Origin of the sequence: Nocardia amamiensis, from assembly GCF_015477605.1 — a bacterium.
GTDB classification, from domain to species: domain Bacteria; phylum Actinomycetota; class Actinomycetes; order Mycobacteriales; family Mycobacteriaceae; genus Nocardia; species Nocardia amamiensis_A.
Map to the genome: position 1 here is coordinate 1 of NZ_JADLQX010000024.1, position 16407 is coordinate 16407.

Annotated in this window: 19 protein-coding genes; 2 read left to right on the forward strand and 17 right to left on the reverse strand. The window is 67.2% G+C overall.

Annotated features, from left to right (window positions below; translation table 11 throughout):
- Together IU459_RS26915 and IU459_RS26920 are read left to right on the forward strand one after the other, a co-directional pair.
- Positions 1 to 384 (forward strand): hypothetical protein (locus IU459_RS26915; RefSeq protein ID WP_195132377.1); only part of this gene is annotated, 384 nt, incomplete at its 5' end.
- 109 nt (positions 385 to 493) lie between these two features.
- Positions 494 to 982: a hypothetical protein gene (locus IU459_RS26920; protein WP_195132378.1), complete on the forward strand. Its 489-nt coding sequence runs from the start codon at positions 494 to 496 to the stop codon at positions 980 to 982.
- A 6-nt stretch (positions 983 to 988) separates the two neighbouring features.
- On the opposite strand, the gene IU459_RS26925 is transcribed toward IU459_RS26920, so the two are convergent.
- The 17 genes from IU459_RS26925 to IU459_RS27005 all read right to left on the reverse strand — a co-directional run bounded on the left by IU459_RS26925 (position 989) and on the right by IU459_RS27005 (position 16338).
- Complete coding sequence (locus IU459_RS26925; RefSeq protein WP_195132379.1) at positions 989 to 2296, reverse strand: hypothetical protein; 1308 nt, start codon at positions 2294 to 2296, stop codon at positions 989 to 991.
- 15 nt (positions 2297 to 2311) lie between these two features.
- A complete protein-coding gene (locus IU459_RS26930) occupies positions 2312 to 2758 on the reverse strand; it encodes a hypothetical protein (RefSeq protein ID WP_195132380.1) in 447 nt (148 codons plus the stop codon).
- Between the two features lie 10 nt (positions 2759 to 2768).
- Entirely contained in the window at positions 2769 to 3176 is a 408-nt protein-coding gene (locus tag IU459_RS26935) for a phage upper tail fiber protein (protein ID WP_195132381.1), read from the reverse strand.
- Positions 3173 to 3499, reverse strand: a complete 327-nt coding sequence (locus tag IU459_RS26940) for a hypothetical protein (protein ID WP_195132382.1) — start codon at positions 3497 to 3499, stop codon at positions 3173 to 3175. The genes IU459_RS26935 and IU459_RS26940 overlap by 4 nt, the downstream gene beginning before the upstream one ends.
- Positions 3500 to 3508: 9 nt before the next feature.
- A complete protein-coding gene (locus IU459_RS26945) occupies positions 3509 to 4102 on the reverse strand; it encodes a hypothetical protein (RefSeq protein ID WP_228838592.1) in 594 nt (197 codons plus the stop codon).
- A 1-nt stretch (position 4103) separates the two neighbouring features.
- Entirely contained in the window at positions 4104 to 5249 is a 1146-nt protein-coding gene (locus IU459_RS26950) for a hypothetical protein (protein ID WP_195132384.1), read from the reverse strand.
- A 1-nt stretch (position 5250) separates the two neighbouring features.
- Positions 5251 to 5730, reverse strand: a complete 480-nt coding sequence (locus IU459_RS26955) for a hypothetical protein (RefSeq protein ID WP_195132385.1) — start codon at positions 5728 to 5730, stop codon at positions 5251 to 5253.
- Complete coding sequence (locus IU459_RS26960; RefSeq protein WP_195132386.1) at positions 5714 to 5944, reverse strand: hypothetical protein; 231 nt, start codon at positions 5942 to 5944, stop codon at positions 5714 to 5716. The genes IU459_RS26955 and IU459_RS26960 overlap by 17 nt, the downstream gene beginning before the upstream one ends.
- A 100-nt stretch (positions 5945 to 6044) precedes the next feature.
- Entirely contained in the window at positions 6045 to 6296 is a 252-nt protein-coding gene (locus tag IU459_RS26965; protein WP_195132387.1) for a hypothetical protein, read from the reverse strand.
- A complete protein-coding gene (locus tag IU459_RS26970; RefSeq protein WP_324199043.1) occupies positions 6293 to 7156 on the reverse strand; it encodes a peptidoglycan recognition protein family protein in 864 nt (287 codons plus the stop codon). Before IU459_RS26970 ends, IU459_RS26965 begins: the two co-directional genes overlap by 4 nt.
- Positions 7098 to 7628, reverse strand: a complete 531-nt coding sequence (locus IU459_RS26975; protein ID WP_195132389.1) for a phage gene 29 protein family protein — start codon at positions 7626 to 7628, stop codon at positions 7098 to 7100. Before IU459_RS26975 ends, IU459_RS26970 begins: the two co-directional genes overlap by 59 nt.
- 9 nt (positions 7629 to 7637) lie before the next feature.
- The gene (locus IU459_RS26980) at positions 7638 to 9344 is read right to left on the reverse strand and encodes a hypothetical protein (RefSeq protein ID WP_195132390.1); all 1707 of its coding nucleotides are present in this window, start codon (positions 9342 to 9344) and stop codon (positions 7638 to 7640) included.
- A complete protein-coding gene (locus IU459_RS26985) occupies positions 9341 to 10252 on the reverse strand; it encodes a hypothetical protein (protein WP_195132391.1) in 912 nt (303 codons plus the stop codon). The genes IU459_RS26980 and IU459_RS26985 overlap by 4 nt, the downstream gene beginning before the upstream one ends.
- A complete protein-coding gene (locus IU459_RS39800; protein ID WP_324199044.1) occupies positions 10249 to 14490 on the reverse strand; it encodes a transglycosylase SLT domain-containing protein in 4242 nt (1413 codons plus the stop codon). Before IU459_RS39800 ends, IU459_RS26985 begins: the two co-directional genes overlap by 4 nt.
- Positions 14491 to 14823: a hypothetical protein gene (locus IU459_RS26995; protein ID WP_195132392.1), complete on the reverse strand. Its 333-nt coding sequence runs from the start codon at positions 14821 to 14823 to the stop codon at positions 14491 to 14493.
- 98 nt (positions 14824 to 14921) lie between these two features.
- Positions 14922 to 15347 (reverse strand): hypothetical protein, encoded by a 426-nt coding sequence (locus tag IU459_RS27000; RefSeq protein ID WP_195132393.1) that lies wholly within the window; start codon positions 15345 to 15347, stop codon positions 14922 to 14924.
- 88 nt (positions 15348 to 15435) lie between these two features.
- A complete protein-coding gene (locus IU459_RS27005) occupies positions 15436 to 16338 on the reverse strand; it encodes an Ig-like domain-containing protein (RefSeq protein ID WP_228838593.1) in 903 nt (300 codons plus the stop codon).
- Positions 16339 to 16407: the final 69 nt, after the last annotated feature.

A 16407-nucleotide genomic window follows, 5' to 3' on the forward strand; every position in this document is an offset into this window, starting at 1 on the left:
GATATCCGCCACACCGGATTGACCAGCAACCCGATCATGCGTCACCATCACCACACGGCCCGCGACCAGACAACACGGTCCCATACCCGTGGCAAACCGGTGGTCCCATCACCCTGGCAAGCGACAGCGCTGCTGATCGCGGCGCCGGGCGCGGCTGCCTATGGCGGCACTGATGACATCCTCGGCAGCTTCCTGGATGGGTTCGCCGACGCATTCGGCAGCTCGTCGAGCAAGCCGCCGCCGCGTTCGCAAAGCACGATCTACCCCGACTCCGCTTCATGCAATCGCGAGGCCGCGCGACTACGGAGACCTGGCGTCATCGCCGAGTGCAACCCTCTCGGCGGGACGAGCGGCCAGTACCAGCTGATCGTTATGACGCGCTGACGCAGCATCGTGGAGATAACCGACTAAAGGGGATTCAAGGGGAATGACGACGATGAGCGATGGGGGCCAAGAGCGTCGGCCGCCGAATCGAACGAGGATCCGTACTACCGTGCTTGTCGGTGCGGTCGCGGCGATTGGTGTCATCTTTGTGATTGGTAATGCAGCGTATGGCGCTCGCGCGAACAACAATAAAGCGCGCGCCATCGCCACCAGCAGCAGTCACACGTTCACCCCGCCCCCACCGCTGACCACCTACGCCTCTACCCCGCCGCACGCAACTGCGGCACAGGCGACCGCAACCGCCGCGCAGACACCCCGGAAATCGAAGTGGTCGGGCAACGGCGTGTTCAGCGTCGGCAGCACACCCACTGGGGGCGCAAGGGCGGCGATTCCGCCAGGTCGGTACACGATCGAGATGACCGACTCGAAGATCGGCGTGCTGTCGGTAATACGCTGCTCAGATTTGCCGTGCTCGGAGATTCAGAACTTCCTCGACGCCGACACCGGATTCGGTGACGGCTACGTCAGCGTGATCGAGATCCTGCCCAGCGACGGCGGCGTGCGGCTGATGAACGCCACGCTGACCGCAGTACGGTAGCTGGTCTCACGCGAGGTCGTAGTACAGGTAGGTGTTGGTCGCACCGGCTGCGACTGTGCCGCTGGCCCCGAATGCTGAGGTGTACTGCAACGAGATGGTGTCGTTCGCCGCGAGGGTTGCCGATGTCGCTGAGAAGGTCCCTGAGATCGAGTTGAACGGGATGGTCTGTGTCGCGATCGACGAGCCGTTCTTCAGGATCCGCAGTGTGAGCGCGGTCCCTGAGAACCAGTTCGCCGTGAGGGTCAGTTTGCATTGGATGGTGGCGTTCCCGGCGCCGTCGGACTTCAGGGCGTCGCTGACGATGGAGGTGGCCGGGTATCCGGAGCGTGCGGTCCAGCTGGTGATGAGCGCGGTCTGATCCGAGCCGATGGATTGTGTGCCGGACTTGTCCATGCCCATCGGTGACAGGGTCGATGTCTGCACTGTGGGCGCGGGCGCGGCAGCCGTCGTAACAGCGGCGGGTGCGGTGATCACGATCGCCAGGACCGGCGCGGGCGCGGCAGCCGACGCCGCGGCAGCAGGTGCGGGCACGGCCGCGAGCAGTGCCGGTGCGGCCGCGGACGCTGACGTGGCGCCGGATGGCGGTGCGACCGCGGCCGATACCACCGGCTCCGCGGTCGCTGCCGTGGCTGCGGCGGCCGGGGCCGACAGGATCTGTGACAGTCCTGGTGTCGGCATGACCGCCGCTGCTGCGGCTGGATCGGCGAGCGCGACCACGGCCGGCGAGGGCGCGGCAGCCGATGCCGCGGCGGCCGCGGCCGGGGCGGTCGCAGTGAACGCGACGGCGGGCGCGGGCATCTCGGCGGTGGCAGCAGCAGCCGGAACGGGGATGATCAGATCGTTGGTCAGGACCGGATCGGCAGCGGCCGCGACCGACCCGGCGGCGGGTGCGATCACCTCCATCAACAGCACGGGTGCGGGCATCACCGCGACCGTTTCGGCTGCGGGGGCTACGACTCCCTCGGCGTATTCGAGTGTCGGTGCGGTGGCCGAGGCGGTCGCCGCGGCGGCGGGCACCTCGATACCCATCGTCACCTGAGGTTCGGGCATGACCGCGGCGGCGGCAGCCGGGGGTGGCGCGGCGGCGGCCCCGAACGCGGGAACCGGCATCGCCGCGGTAGCGGCCGCCGCAACCGCGGCAACCGCGGCGAAGATCTGAGGTTCGGGCATGACCGCCTGCGAGGCTGCGGCCGGTGCCAGGATGATGCCCTCGAGGTCGAGGTATACCAGTGTCTCGCCGAGGTAGACGCGACGGATGTGCTGGGTGCCCAGGTAGATCCTGGTCACGGCTGCGCCGCGCGCGTAGATGCCCACCGGGTCGCCTGCCGGTTAGGACGCGGCCAGGTACAGCACGCCGTCGGTGGCGTCCCAGGTGATCTGGAAGTTGATCCCTGTGGGCGATTGGTTCGCGCCGAAGTCGACGTAGCCGAGCAACGGGCGGGTCGCGTTCGTGGATGGTGAGCTGTTGTAGACGATGCCGTAGCGGCCGTTGGTGAACGTGACGTTGGTCCACACGGCGTTCGCGGCGGTGAGCCTGCACCGGTTGGTGGCACTGTCGTAGCTGACTGCGCAGCTGGTGAGCAGGACACCGCCAGCGGTGTAGTTGGTGCCGCTGATCTCGTTCGACACGACATCGTCGAGGTAGTCGTGCGCGTCCTGATCGGGGGTGTAGCCGGATCCGGCGATCAGGACTTTGATCGCGTCGGTGGTCCAGTCGACCTCTTTGCGCGCGAGCGCGCGTTGGCCCAGGCCGTACCATTTCGCGGTGGCTGCCATGACGATCTCCTTATCCGTTGATGAGGTAGGCGGTTTCGGGGTCTGGGGTGGGGATCGCGTTGTACGCGGCTTGAGTGGAGGTCTGGATGCGGGCGACGCCGCCGCCGTTGCGGACGGCGGTGGCCTCCTGGGCGGGTGGTATGGGCAGCCCGGCCTGGATGAGTGGAAACAGCCGGATCGGGTCCTCGGAGTCGGGGACGACAATCAGGTACCGGCGTGGCCCGACGTAGACGACGGTGGCGCCCGGATCAAGGTTGGCGGTCGTGAGCACACCGCCTTGTGCCTGCACCGTGTACAGAGCGGTGGTGATCATGCCTGTGCCGTCGAAGGATTCGCGGTCGAGGATGGACTGGAACCCGAAGATCGTGTTGTTGTCCGCGCCCGCGATCGAGGAGATCGGTTCGCTGATCACGGTCATGGCGTGGCCTGCGCGATCTCGTAGCCGCCGAGCATCAGCAGCGCCAGCCAGTACGCGCCCTCGACCTGCTCGGGTGTGACCGGATCCTCGTGCAGGACAAACGATCCGCCGCGGCGATGCAGCGACGTGTATGCCGACGAACCGGTCTCGCAAGCCGCAACGACGTTGACCTCCGCGTTCTGGTGGTGCGCCGCGCGCGAGATCCAGGCCGTGACGTACTGGTGTTGAATGCCGCCGATCCGGGCGGGAGGGTCGAGCCGGTAGCAGCGTGCCGGGCCCGCGTAGCCGCCGACGTCAGCGATGTGGAGTGTGGCCGTAGCCATGCGCCCTCCTTAGTCGAGGATGTAGTGGATGACGGTCACGCAGCCCGCGGCGCCGGCCGCGCCGGCTCCGCCTCCGCCTGCGGGGAAGCCGCCGGCCTGCCCGGCTGCGCCGCCGCCGCCGGACTGGGCCACCTGCCAGAACGACGGATTCGATACACCGGCAGCGACGAGGCCGGACTTGCCGCCCGCTGCGCCTGAGCCGCCACCCCCACCGCCACCGGCGAGCAACCGAACCGGCGCGGAGGTCACGGACTGCCCGGCTTGGCCGGCCGCGCCGCCATCGCCGCCGCGCATACCGGCGACCAGGCCGCCCGCGCCGCCGTTGGATCCGCCCTTGCCGCCGGGTGCGATAAGGAGATTCCCGAAGCTGCTGTCGCCGCCGTCGCCACCGGACGTGCCGCCGGCACCGACCGTGATGACAACGGATGCGGGTAGCTCGGTCGCGGCGATGCGCCGTTGCGTGATGACTGCGGCGCCGCCACCGCCGCCGACGGTCGCGCTACCCCCGCCACCGGCCCCGCGTAGCACGACCTCGATCGCGAACAGCCCGTCGGGCTGTGGCCACGTGTCGGAGCTGGTGTACACGACTGTGGTGCAGCGCATCTCAGCTCAGGCGCTCGATCACGAACAGGACACCGTTGCCTCCCGCGCCGCCGGCACCGTTGTTGCCGGCACCGTTGCCGCCGCCCCCGCCGCCGCCCCCGCCGGCGGGGAAAGCTCCCGCGCCGCCGGCGACACCGGACTCGGCGTTGCTGCCCGCGCCGCCACCACCGCCGGTCGCGACGATCGAGCTCGGCGCCGTTCCGGCTGCGCCGTTGCTTGCCCCGCCTGCGGACGCGCCACCGATTCCGCCGGATGCTCCTGGCACGGCACCGGACGTGCTGCCGATTCCGCCGCCGCCGCCACCGCCGCCACCACCGCCGTGCAGGTCGTAGGCGCTGGTGGAGTGGGTCCCGGCCGTCGGCGGAACCTGGGTGGTGCCCGCGCCGGTGAACCCGCCGCCGTTACCGCCGTTACCACCCGGGATCATGCCGGCGCCACCCTGGCCGCCGACGCCGTTGACGTTGACGCCGCCGCCGGTGCCGCCCTGTCCGCCGCCGCCGATGACGTAGGAGCCGAAACTCGTATTCCCGCCACCGGTTCCGGGGCTCGGCGAACCGGTGCCACCCGCACCGGCCGCGCCGATCGTGATCGGGATCGGCACGAACACGCCGCCGGAGACCGGCAACAGGGAGGCCGGGATGGACAGGTGCACCTCGCCACCGCCGCCACCGCCACCGCCGCCGCGGCGGTTGTCGGGAATGACGTCCCACCGCCCGGACGCACCGCCCGCACCCGCACCGATGACGATGATGTCGACCGACAACAGTTCGGGGTTCGGGTAGTAGGTGCCGTTGCTTTCGAACTTGATCGCCAGCCCCTGCAGGATCATCTGCTCGATCTGCTCTTGCAGAGTGGTGATCGACTGGCTGTGGTCGTTGATGATCGGCAGATCGGCCACGTAGCTGTTGTCGACGGTGCCGAAGATTGCGTCGATCACCGTGCCGAATCCGCCAAGGATCGCAGCGATCGCCGCGGCGATGATCGCGACGATCCCGCCCTCGATCTGACCCCACCGGCCGTCTCCGACCGTGGCTTTGAGTTGGTCGGTGATCGCGTCCTGGGTGCGCCCGGACATGCCGGGGACCGAGCTGCCCGCCGAGACGCCGTAGGGGGTGGGGTCGAAACTCGCGCCGGGCGGGAACGTCACCTCAGCACCTCGGGTACGGGTTCTCGGCCCGCTTGCGCTCGTTGTCGGCCTGTCGCGCGTTGTTCGCCCGGAACCGGTCGAGGTAGTGGGTGAGCGCGGCGCGGCTGCGCTCACGCGAGTCCGGGCCGGGCTCGATCGACAGGACGCCCGCGATCAGGTCGGCGACCGCCTGGTCTTGGGCCTTGCGCGCGGCGTTGTCGTCGGCGGCGATGTCGGCTCGCTCGGTGATCGTGCGCCGGAACTCCACGTTGCACAGCCGCTGCGAACTGTTCGCGTGCACCATAAGCCCGACTGCGGCCAGGAACAGCACCGCGATCCCGGCCTTGAACCACGGCCCGGAGAACGGCCGGCGGTCCAGCTCGGGCTTGAGCAGGTGCCGGTCGCCAGCGTCGACGCGCCGGAAGCGGACGAACTGGCCGACGAGCACGCCGGTAATGAACGACGCCGCAGCCAATCCCAGCGCTTCAGGAAGACTTGTCATCGCTGTCACCGTCCCTCGGATCTCGGGGATTCTTGGCCTTGGTGTAGAGCGAGACGAATACGCCGACGATCGCCATCATCACGATGTTCAGCTCCGGCGGGGGCTGGTAGGACGGGCGCCAGATCGGCGCCAGGTACCCGACCAGCCATACGATGGTGACCAGCGAAGACAGGACGCCGAACAGCCGCGCCATGAACCGTTCGTCCACGCTCACACCCCTTCCGCGCACCAGCCGCCGCCATCGGCGCTCACGCCCACCGCACGCGACGCGCGACAGCGCACGGCAGCACCCGGCGCCCCGAGGTGACCACTACTCAGCCCTCCCGCCCGCCACCCGGCGGGCCGGGCTCGAGCACGCCGATCCACGGCTCGGCCTTCTTGACGAACACCAGGATCGGGATCAGCAACAGCGACGCCGCGGTAGCCCACTGGCCGAGGGCTGTGAGCGGCCCGTCAGTGAAGGTGCTCGCCGCAACACCGAGCAGACCGACGACCGCACCCAAACCGGCGACAATCGCCTTCGCGATCTGAGATGGCTTGTACTTCAACGGATTCAGGGTGTTCACTTCGCACCACCAAACAGCAGCTCGTCGAGCTTGGCCTCCATTCGGGCCAGCCGCTCGTTCTGCGCGGCCTGCGAATCCACCAGCGTCAGCGGCTCGCCTTTGTCGTTGACACCGAGCTGCTTCCAGCCACGCGTCACCTGATCAGCGATCGCGTTCACCAGCTTGTCGAGGTAGAAGATCGCGGTGCCGTACGACACCAGCTGGTCCTTGAAATTTTTGAACTGCTCACCCCACACGCCGGGCTCTCCTCTCTGCAGCGGCCGGTGTTTCATTGCCCGCGCCACGTCGGCGCGGAAAATGGTCATGTCGATCGCGCCCGGATCCCACTTCCCCTGCGACGCACCGGCCCACTCCTTGTGACCGATCGCGTGCGAGGCGGGCTGGCCGAGGTGGTCGAGGATCGCGGCGACGCCACGGACATAGGCGTCGTACTGCGCATCCGACCAGCTCGCGCGGTGCGGCAGCCCGGGCCGGCCGCCGCCGTCGTTGGCCGCCTCGATGCCGATCGTGCACTGATTGGCGTTGCCGGTCGGCAGACCCGGGTACGCCCCGGCGCCTGCGTGCCAGGCGATGCCGACACCGCAAATCGTGTAGACACCGTCACGGTCGAGGTGCAGCTGCGAGCACAGGCCGAGATCGGGATGCTCGGCGATACCGCGGGGCGTCTCGCCGAACGATCCGGTGTGGTGGCACACCACTCCCCAGATCGAGCCGAAATCTCCGCGTCCGCGGTCGCGCCAGCCTGGATACTCGCGCACCTCCAGGCCCGCGGCACGCAGCACGTCGGGCAGCCATACGGGGTCAGGCATTGTCGTTGCCCTCCTTCGCGCGGGCCCGCTCGATCTGCTCCAGCGCGGCATTGACGGCGTCGATGTGGGCGGGGATGTCCTTCTCCAGGCGCGCAGCCATGGCCGCGCGCTGCTGCGGATCTTTCAGTGCATCGATCTGGTCGAGCAGGCTCGGCTTGACCGCCCGCAGCATCTGCCGCGCCTGTTCCTGCTGCTGCTCCGGCGTCGATGGCGGAGCCTCCGCGGCTTGCGCGGCGCGCTGCTGGGCGTACTCCTCGCGCTTCACCCACACCCTCGGCGCCATCCAACCGGCCTCAGGGTGCTCCCCGGTCTCCAGCGGCAACTCCCGCATCAGCTCCGGCACCACCACGACACCGCGTTCGATCAGCGTCTGCGCCCACGCCTGCCGCACGCGAGGATGGATCGGCACCAGCACATTCGGGTTGCCGGCCTGCCCGGGGAAGGCGTCCAGCAGTGCGGTGAGCATCGTCAGCTGGTCGCCGTCGTCATGGAATATCGGGTGCCCGAATGTGTTGTCAGACAATTCGCTTCCTTACGAGATCAGGTGCACGCCGATGTTCTGAAGGGTGGTCAGCGTCTTGGTCATCAGGCGCGCGCTGCGCTCTGCCATGCTCAGCGCGGCATCCGCCTTGCCGACGGTGGTACCCCAGCCGAAATACTTCTGCGCCTCGAAGTCCCAGTCGATCTCCATGGTCTCGGCCTGGTCGACGAACAGCTTGTCGGTGACATGGCTGGCGGTTGACGCGATCCGGTGACCGATGTCGTAATCGAGCCCGGGCAGGTACTCGCCACCGTCTCGCATCGTGAACTGGTGCGCGGTCTGCGCCCGCGTCGACTCGAATCCTGCGCGCAATGCGGCGACAGCGCTCAGGCTCCACGAGTTGTTTTCCGCGCCCTGCTGGAAAATCTCGTACAGATGGACCCAGCCGAGGTTATGGGCGCGGGTGTTGTTGGTCCATTGCAGCCACGCGAAAATCGTTCCGACGAGAAATGGCATCACCACGTCGGCGACAATCGACCCGAGACCAGAGAATCCGGCGAGCAGGAAGTAGCCGATCAGCGCGGCGATGCTCTCGATCGTCAATCTGGCGAGGTTGTCGGCCAACGGGTTGTCGCCGCCGACGATGACGCTGACGGCGGTCGCAGGCGACCATGTCAGCTGGCTGGTTTCGATCTGGCTATATCGGCTGTCGCGGATCGTCACGTGCGGCGCCGAGGGCACGGTGCCGTGGTAGTGCTCCTGGTAGTACTCGTCCGGCCAGATCGTCTCGTCGTCGGTCACCAGGACGCGGTAGTCCTCGACAAACCCGGACAGGAACTGCGCGACCGACCGCTCCAGGCCCGCCGCAATACCGCCGCCGGTGCCGGTGCCGGTGGCACCGTAGTAACCCGAGTTGTCGACCACCTCGAAGACGAGTGCGCCGTTGGCGATGTCGGGCACGCCGTCGATCGGCGACACCTCGCCGTCGACAGTGAGGATCCGCCGATACGTGATCGTCAGCTGCGCGTCGTCGAGCGCGTCGGCGACCGCCTGGTCGATGCGATTCATGCGCGTCGCCAGCATCGCCCACAGCGAACTGTCGTCGAGGTCGAATGCCTTGGCCTTGACGAAGACCTGCCAGTCGTTCCAATCGAATAAGTCGTCCCAGCTTTCGACGTTGAACGGATCGTCCGGAAGCGTCCAGGGATGTCCATTGAGCCTGATCAAGTTCATCAGGATCAGCATGGAAACTGCCCACTTCGCGGGGCCGAAAATTGGCAGGACCCTGGGGAACTGGAAAACCGGGATGGGTAGCGCGGGGTTCGGCGGGCCGAGCATGAATTGCAGGAACTGAAGGTCGTCCACGAAATTCACTTCGAGATAGTGAATTCGATTCTTGGTGATAACGTTCCAGTTCTTGAGCAGTCCCGACCAGCGCTTCACCCCGCCCATCGCGCAGACGGTGAGGACGACGTTCTTCTTCGCGTCCGGATCGTCCGGGATGCTGGTCAACCACCGCGCGAGATGGTGATCCAGCCGCAACCGCAGCTGCCCACCCTGGGACTGGTTGTTGCGCCACGGGAACTTCCCGGCGACCGTCTCAGGGACCCGCCCGCGCAGCGTCAGCCCGGGCGAGCCGTCCTGCTGGTTGGTCCACAACCGGATCAGCGGCGGCATCCTGCGCAGACGGGTGAGGTTCTCGCGGATTCCGTCGGTCTGGGCCATCAACGCCGGGATGTCGGCGAGGGTGGTCGTCACAGCGTCACCCCCCACGGCCGCGAAAAACGACGCGGAATCCAGATGCGGATGCCTGCCCCGGGGTTCGCGTCCTCGACCTGCACGGTGACCGGGGTTGGCGAAGTCCAGGGCTTGATCGGATACAGCAGCCCGCGCGACTGCCACCGGTTCTGCACCGGGTTGCCGTTGGCTGCGATCAGTGTCGGCTTGTCCGGGTCGGTGTCGATCGAGGTGTCCTCGCCCGCGATCAACTCCGGTAGCCACTCCATGCGTGCGGCATCGTCATCGGCACGGTGGAACGGATAGACCGACTTCGCGTAGATCTTTTGGCCCCAGCTGCGATCCGGCACCCGCCAGCGCGCCGGAGCCGTCACGAACCCGTACCACCACACCGGCACGTCGCCGCGGTTCTCGAACATCAGCGTGCCCGTTCCGCTGGTACCCGAGGTCAGTTCCCATTCCAGCGGCACCGGTGTCGACTCCCAGAACGGCTGCTCACACGCTGCGCTGATCGCCAGCGTCGAATCGTGCGTCAGCCACGGATCCCGCGCCTCATAATCGGCCGAGCCGTATGCGGTCGGCTCGGTGAGCAACCGCATCGCCAAGCGCCTGACGCCATAGGCGGTGTGCGCCTCCAGCCAGAACGTGTCCTCACCGACCATGCCGAGCGCCATCCGGAACCGGGAGTCGATGTCGGCCCACACGATCGGATCCGGTGCGTGGATCTGCACCGAGAACACCGGGTCGCGACGCTCGAACCGCATCCCCTGGTAGTGCGATCCCGTGCTGGATTCCAGCCAGAACGTTTTCGCCGGGGCATCGATCAACTTCTGCGGGCCCCGACGCAACAGCACGCCCTCGGTCTCATCGGTCAAATTCCAGCGGGAACCGTCCTGACCGATCAGGTACAGCGTCAGGTAACCGCTCACCCGGGCAACCCCGCCATCGGACCTTGCGCCTGAAGCGCCTGATGCCGCTCCAGTTCGCGAATGAACTCATGGGGGTCAGCGAGCTGGATCGGCGCATGGAAGTGCGTGCCGTGATCGCGGTTGATCGTGGTCGAATCCCCACCCCGCGCCCCCATCCCCACAGGCAACGGCGGCAGCGGCACCGGCAGACCCGCGTTGATCGCCTCCAAAGTCGGCGCGTTCAATGCGGCATCGACCGCGTTGACGACGAACTCGCCGTTGCTCAGCGGTGCGAAGAACCCGTCGCCGCGCGGACCACCCGGGCCCCACGCCCAGCCGCCGTTGCGGTAGCCGTGGCCCTGCCCCCACACACCGACCGGGCTGCCGTAACGGGCGACCGTGTAGCGCAGTGCCGCAGCGATATTGGCGCTCGGGTCCCAGATGTCATCCGGATACAGCGCCGACCGGTATGAGGCGAACGTCGGATCGATGACCTGCATCAACCCCTTCGATGGGGTGCCCTTCTGGGCGTTGGAATCCCACAGGTTGATCGCCTTCGGGTTACCGCCAGACTCGGTGCGCATCTGCGCCTTGCCCAGCTCGAGCCAGGACGCCGGCATCGCCAGCCCACGCAGCACCTGGGCGAAAGTTCCGCTCCACTGCTCGACGCCACCGCCCGCGTCGTACGACTCGGCCGATCGACCGGCCTGCCCGGACGTTCCCGCGGGGCGATCCTCACGATCGACCGGCAAGTTTTTCGGCACGTAGGCGTAGCCATCGCCCGCCCCGGCCTGCTCGTCCCGGCTGGTGTTCGAAGAGAAGTCGACGATGCTGTTGAACGCCTTGTTGTAGACGTTGTTGCTCGACAGGATGCTGTTCTCAAGTCCGAGTCCCGACAGGATGCCTTCAGCGACAATCCCGCCCGCCCTGGAGAAGATCCCCTGCAGGCTGAGATCGGTACTGTCGCCGGACTTCTCAGACTTGTTCGCCTCGGCCAGAGAGTTCTGTGCTCGCTGGTATTTACGGTCGGCGGCGGCCTGCTCTTCAGGCGTCGAGTTCAGATCGTTGTAGACACGGTTGCGCTCGGTGTTGGCCTGATCGACCGCGGCCTGTGCGTCCTCGCGGTCGAGATCCTTGCCAGAGCGACGGCCCGGCAGTGCCTGTTGCGGAAGGACTTCCGTCGACGATCCGGTCCGGCCAGCCTTCTTATCTTCCAGCTCGTGGACCTTGTTCTTCGCTTCGTCGATCTTCAGCTCCGCGGCGCGACGCTGGGATGGGGAGACGTTCTTCTTGAAGTCCAGTACACGCAGTTCTTCTTCCGCCTTGGTGACAGCGTTCTGCGCTTGCTGCAGGTCGACCTCATCGCCGCGGGTCCAACCGACCGCGCCACCAGCGCGCATCGGTCGCACAAGACCGGCCTGCAATGCCGCGCGGAAACGGTAGACGCCCGCCTGCCCGCCGAGCTTGTCGACATCGGAGGTGGTTAGCATGTGCTCACCAGGCATGGCGAGGATCGGCACCGAGTCCCGGCCGGGAATGCCGCCGGTGACCGGACCGCCGTCCGCCCGGAAGGCCATCGGCGCCCGCCACTCGCCCGACTCCGTAGCCTTCGCGTACTCGGCATTGATCGTGACGGTCTTCGATTCCGGCTTGGTGACCTCACGGATCTCGGACTTCGCCTGATCGGCGTTCAGGGTGATCTTCAAGGTCTTCTCGTCAGGCATCAGCTCGACTTCGCGGCCGGCGGCCCGCAGCCCCTGGATCATGGACGCGGCTTGCTCGGCCGAAGCCGCCTTCAGTTCAACCGTGTTGGCCGTTACCACCCCGACCGCTCCGCCGTAGGCCTCGAAGGCAGCCTTGCCCCGCTCGGTGAGCTGGAAGGTCCCGTTCAATGCCTCATTGATTCGCAGATGCGACTCACGCGCCCTACCGGTCTCTGTTTCCAGGCCGTTCATCTCGCCGCCCAGCGTGGCTGCGCTTTCTGCGATGTCCGGGAGAGCCTCCTTCAACTCGGCAAGGTCTTGCAGACTGCCGTTGCCATTCTTGGCCCACGCCTGGTCGAACTTGGCGACGGCGTCTGGAATGCCCTGCAATGCCTGTGCCACCTCGGTGCTCGTCAGGCCGAGAGTCTGCGCGACCTGATCGAACTGCATCTTGGAGTTCTTGTCTTTGGGGTACTGCTCCAGGATGATCCCGGTCAGCCGGGCGTTGATGTCATCCTTGCCCGCCTGGTCCAGGCCGAGTCCTGCACGCACATAGCGCTGCGGGTCGACACCGAGAGTCTGGGCGCGCTCAAGGAAGCCGCGGTCCTCTAGATCGTTCGTCGTCGAGGCGATCGACTCCTTGGTTACCGCACCGATCTGCTCGTCGAGGGTCTCCCTCAACTCCCTGAGCTTCGTGCGCTGACGCTCGGCAGCGTCGGCGGCCTCCTGATGTTTGGCGGCGAGTGTGCCGATCAGTGCCGAGGCAGTGACGACGCCAGCAGTGACCAGGCCGCCGGGTCCGAGCATCGCGCCGATCCCGCCGAGCGCACGGCTGAATGCCGTTGTGCCGGAAGATGACGCCATCGCCGTGCGGAATGTTTGCAGCCGCGTGTTCGCGCCGGAGATCGCTGTCTGCAAGGTGTTGAAGATCGGGCTGAGGGTGCGGAACGCCAGGTAGCTGATCAGGACTGTTTTCAGCAGGCTGTCGTGCTGGCCGAGTAGTTCGGACCCAGCGCGCAGGAACGGCATCAGGATCGCCGACCATGCTTGGGCGGCTTCGTAGGCGGTGACGATCAGCGATCCGGCTGATTTCAGGAGGGGGAGCCAGCGATCGAGTTGTTCCCGGCCCTCGGCGAAGAACGATTTCATCTTGGCTTGGCCTTCGCTGGACTTCAGCCAGCCGGCCCAGCGTTCGGTGAGGTTGTCGACGGTGCCGAGGAATCCGTCGCCGTCGGTCTTGCCCGCGCGCAGCACCGAGGCGATCATTGATCCGACGTTGCCGATCACCGAGAACAGTTCGCGTCCGGTGTCGATGCCTTCGCGCATCCATCGTGACAGGTCGCCGGACTTGTCCGCGCGGGTGAGGAATGCGTCGAGGCGTGTGGTGGCGTTGGTGAAGCCCTGCGCCAGTTGCGGCAGGAAGGTGGAGCCGGTTCCGCCGAGGGTGCGGACGCTGTTGATGATCGGGGTGATCGAGCCGTTCAGGTTTCCTGCGGCGTCGGTGGTGTTGGCGAACACGGTGTCGAGGAACGTGGTCGATTGCTCGTTGCCGAGTTCGTCGAGGGCGGTGTGGAGTCCGGTGTTGAATTGCTTGGCCACGCCGCCCATTCCGCGGTCGAGGGCGGGTAGTTGCGTGGTCAGCATCCGGTCCAGCGGCTGCGACAGACCGGCGAGGGTGGTGTTCTGCACTCGGGTGCTGATGCGGTCCCATTGGTCGCCGAATCGCTTGCTGGTGTCGACCAGGGCGCGGCCCTCGCGGCCGAGGCCGTCGTAGGCTTCCATCGCTTTCTTGCCGTCGGCGAAGAGGGCGTCTTTCATGCCGCCGAGTCCGACAACCAGCGTCGAGACACCAGCGGCGGCACCGGCGAAGATGCCGGGCAGCAGCGCCCCGGCTTGCGCGAGCGCTTGGATGTCGGCGCCGATCGAAGCGATCGCTGCCCCGCCTGCGGGTAGCGCACCGATGCCGAGCACACCGGCATTCAGGAGTCCGGCGTTGCCGAACCCGGACGGCAGCCCGCCGGATCCGGATCGGCTGGTGCCGCTGGCGGCGACGTTGACCGTGACCGTCTGCCCGTTCAGCGCGGCGATCTGCGCGGCCGCGCTGGCGGTGTCGGCGTCAACCTGGATGGTCATGTCCTGGCCGGCCAGCTGCCGCAGCATGGCGATGTCGTTCGCCGCGACCCGTGTGTCGGCGCCGACGTGGATGTCGACGGCCAGGTCCATCAGCGCCAGCCGGGCGCGGATCAGGTTTTCGAGGTTGTCGAGCGAGGTCTGATCGACGCCGACGGTGACGTCGAGTTGTGCCTGGATGGTCTCGAGCCGTGTGCGCAGGGCGTCGGCGAATCCGGAGGTGTCGGGGTTGATTTCGACGTCGAGCGCGGCGGTGATTTCGGCGAGCCGGTCCCGGAGTTCGTCGGCGAAGCGGGACATGTCCGGGTTGATCTCGACGCCGAGTTCGGCCTCGACCCGCTCGAGGTCGGCTCGCAGCAGCCGCACGAAGTTGCTGAAGTTGGGGCCGATCTCGACGTCGGCGGTGCCCGCGGTGAAGTTCGCCACTCATTCACCTCCTGGGATCAGTTGCAGCTCGAAAGCGCGGTCGCGCTGGCGCTTGTACTCGGCGCGGCGGGTGATGTGCGGAAGGGTCGGCCGTGGGGTGGTGGGGGCGGTCGCAATATCGGCTCGCAGGGTTGCGTAGACGATTTGGGTGAGGCGGTCGAGGATGTCGGCGGCCCATCCGTCGAGCCGGTCGAATCCCTCCAGGGGCACGTCGGCGGCGGGTGCGTCGTCGGCTGCGGCGAGTTGTTCGACGACGTCGGGGTCTTGCAGCAGCGCGGACCTGTACGCACCGCCGGGGTGGGTTTTGAGGCGGTCGAGCCAGTCCCAGAGCACGCGCCAATCCCTGTGTCGGAGGATCCAGTCGTCGAGGTCGGCGTGGGCGATGGTGTGCAGATCCCAGCGGATCTCGGCCCCATAGACGGCGATGCGGTCTATGAGGCCGCTGTACCCCCCACCTGGGCTGCGCCCCGGCCGAGGAAGTGATTGGTCAGGCGCATCTGCAGCCCGATCAGCAGACGGTCGCCGTCGGGTTGGGTTTTGAAGGCCTGCACCACGCGCAGCAGCCCGACGTCACCGAGGAGCACGCTCAGGATGCCGATCGCATCGGCGCGGCGGCTGGCCATGTCGAGCAGGACCTTGTTCTCGAGGTCGGCCGGGAACCGTGCGATCACCGGCGGGTCGAACCCCCATTCCTGGCCGAGTTCGTACGGTTCGGTTACTGCGGCGATCAGCTCGTAATCCCCGGCGATGGCGCGTAATTCGTCGAACGCGGCGATCTTCTCCGGCGCCGTCGCGGGCCGGGCCTTCTTCGCCGCAGTCTTGCCGGCAGTGGTTGTGCGGGGTGTGCGGGCGGCCATGGATCCTCCTGGTTTTCCTGGTGTTTTCCTGGTGGAAGCCGCCCCCGCGCCGCACCAGGAAACGGCAGCGGGGACGGCGCTGGAGGGGTCAGGCGACGGTGATTGCCGTGGTGTCGGTCAGTGCGCCGAGGGTGGCGGTGATCGTCGCGGCCGAACCGACGGCCACACCGGTGACGCGGCCGGACGTCGAGACCGTCGCCCGGCCGGCGTTGGAGGTGGCGTAGGTGCATGCTGCGGTGCGGTCGAACCCGTTGTTGTCGATGACCAGCAGTTGCAGTTGTTCGCCGACGGCGATGCTCGCCGCGGCGGGGCTGACGGTGATCGAGGTCGCCGCGGCAGCGAATCCCGCGTCTTCGGCGATGTCGTCGAAACCGGCGCCGGCGACACCGAAGTCGTACAGCGACCCGAACTCGGCGTCATCGAGCACGGTCATCGTGAACCCGAGGCCGAGTTCCTTGCCGATCTGGCCGGCCATCGCCGCGCGCTTGGACACCGACACCTTCGGGAACTTGAACCATGGGTAGAGGTAGTCGGAGGCGAAGTCCTTCGCGATCAGCAGCGCCGAGTAGTAGCGCACGGTGAGGTCGGAGTACTTGCGGCCGGTGTAGCCCTTGCCCGGGGTGGCGCTGATGGTGGTCAGGTCGGTGTTGTGCCAGATCTCCTGGTTGATCTTGCGCCACTCCTGCGCCAGGTAGTCGATGGTGAATCCTTCGCCGGTGACCAGCTTGCGGCGCGGTGATGGCGACCCGTAGCCCTCGATGTCGGCGGTCTGGGTGTCCGGGGCGAGGTCGACCCCCTTGGCCTTCTGGATCTCCCCGGAGGTCTTCCACCCGGCGGGAAGGGTCTGCAAGACGCCGGCCGAGTCGCACAGATCGGTCGGCATGTAGGAGGCGCCGGGAGTCCACGCGTGCAGGCCGACGTACCAGTCGCTCGCGGTGAGCACCAGTGCGTCGTTCTTGTCCTTCAGGGCGGCGAACGTGGTTGCGGCCATGGCAGGGCTGCTCCTTTCGGGCATGACGAAAGTCCCGCGGCACCGGGTGTGGTGCGCGGTGCGTCAAAG

What these genes read in the sequence shown, in the direction of transcription:
- IU459_RS26955 (WP_195132385.1), bottom strand. Translation starts at nt 5,730, where the DNA reads ATGACAAGTCTTCCTGAAGCGCTGGGATTGGCTGCGGCGTCGTTCATT.
- IU459_RS26945 (WP_228838592.1), bottom strand. Translation starts at nt 4,102, where the DNA reads ATGCGCTGCACCACAGTCGTGTACACCAGCTCCGACACGTGGCCACAG.
- IU459_RS26935 (WP_195132381.1), bottom strand. Translation starts at nt 3,176, where the DNA reads ATGACCGTGATCAGCGAACCGATCTCCTCGATCGCGGGCGCGGACAAC.
- IU459_RS26940 (WP_195132382.1), bottom strand. Translation starts at nt 3,499, where the DNA reads ATGGCTACGGCCACACTCCACATCGCTGACGTCGGCGGCTACGCGGGC.
- IU459_RS27000 (WP_195132393.1), bottom strand. Translation starts at nt 15,347, where the DNA reads ATGGCCGCCCGCACACCCCGCACAACCACTGCCGGCAAGACTGCGGCG.
- IU459_RS26930 (WP_195132380.1), bottom strand. Translation starts at nt 2,758, where the DNA reads ATGGCAGCCACCGCGAAATGGTACGGCCTGGGCCAACGCGCGCTCGCG.
- IU459_RS27005 (WP_228838593.1), bottom strand. Translation starts at nt 16,338, where the DNA reads ATGGCCGCAACCACGTTCGCCGCCCTGAAGGACAAGAACGACGCACTG.
- IU459_RS26970 (WP_324199043.1), bottom strand. Translation starts at nt 7,156, where the DNA reads ATGCCGCGCTGGAGCAGATCGAGCGGGCCCGCGCGAAGGAGGGCAACG.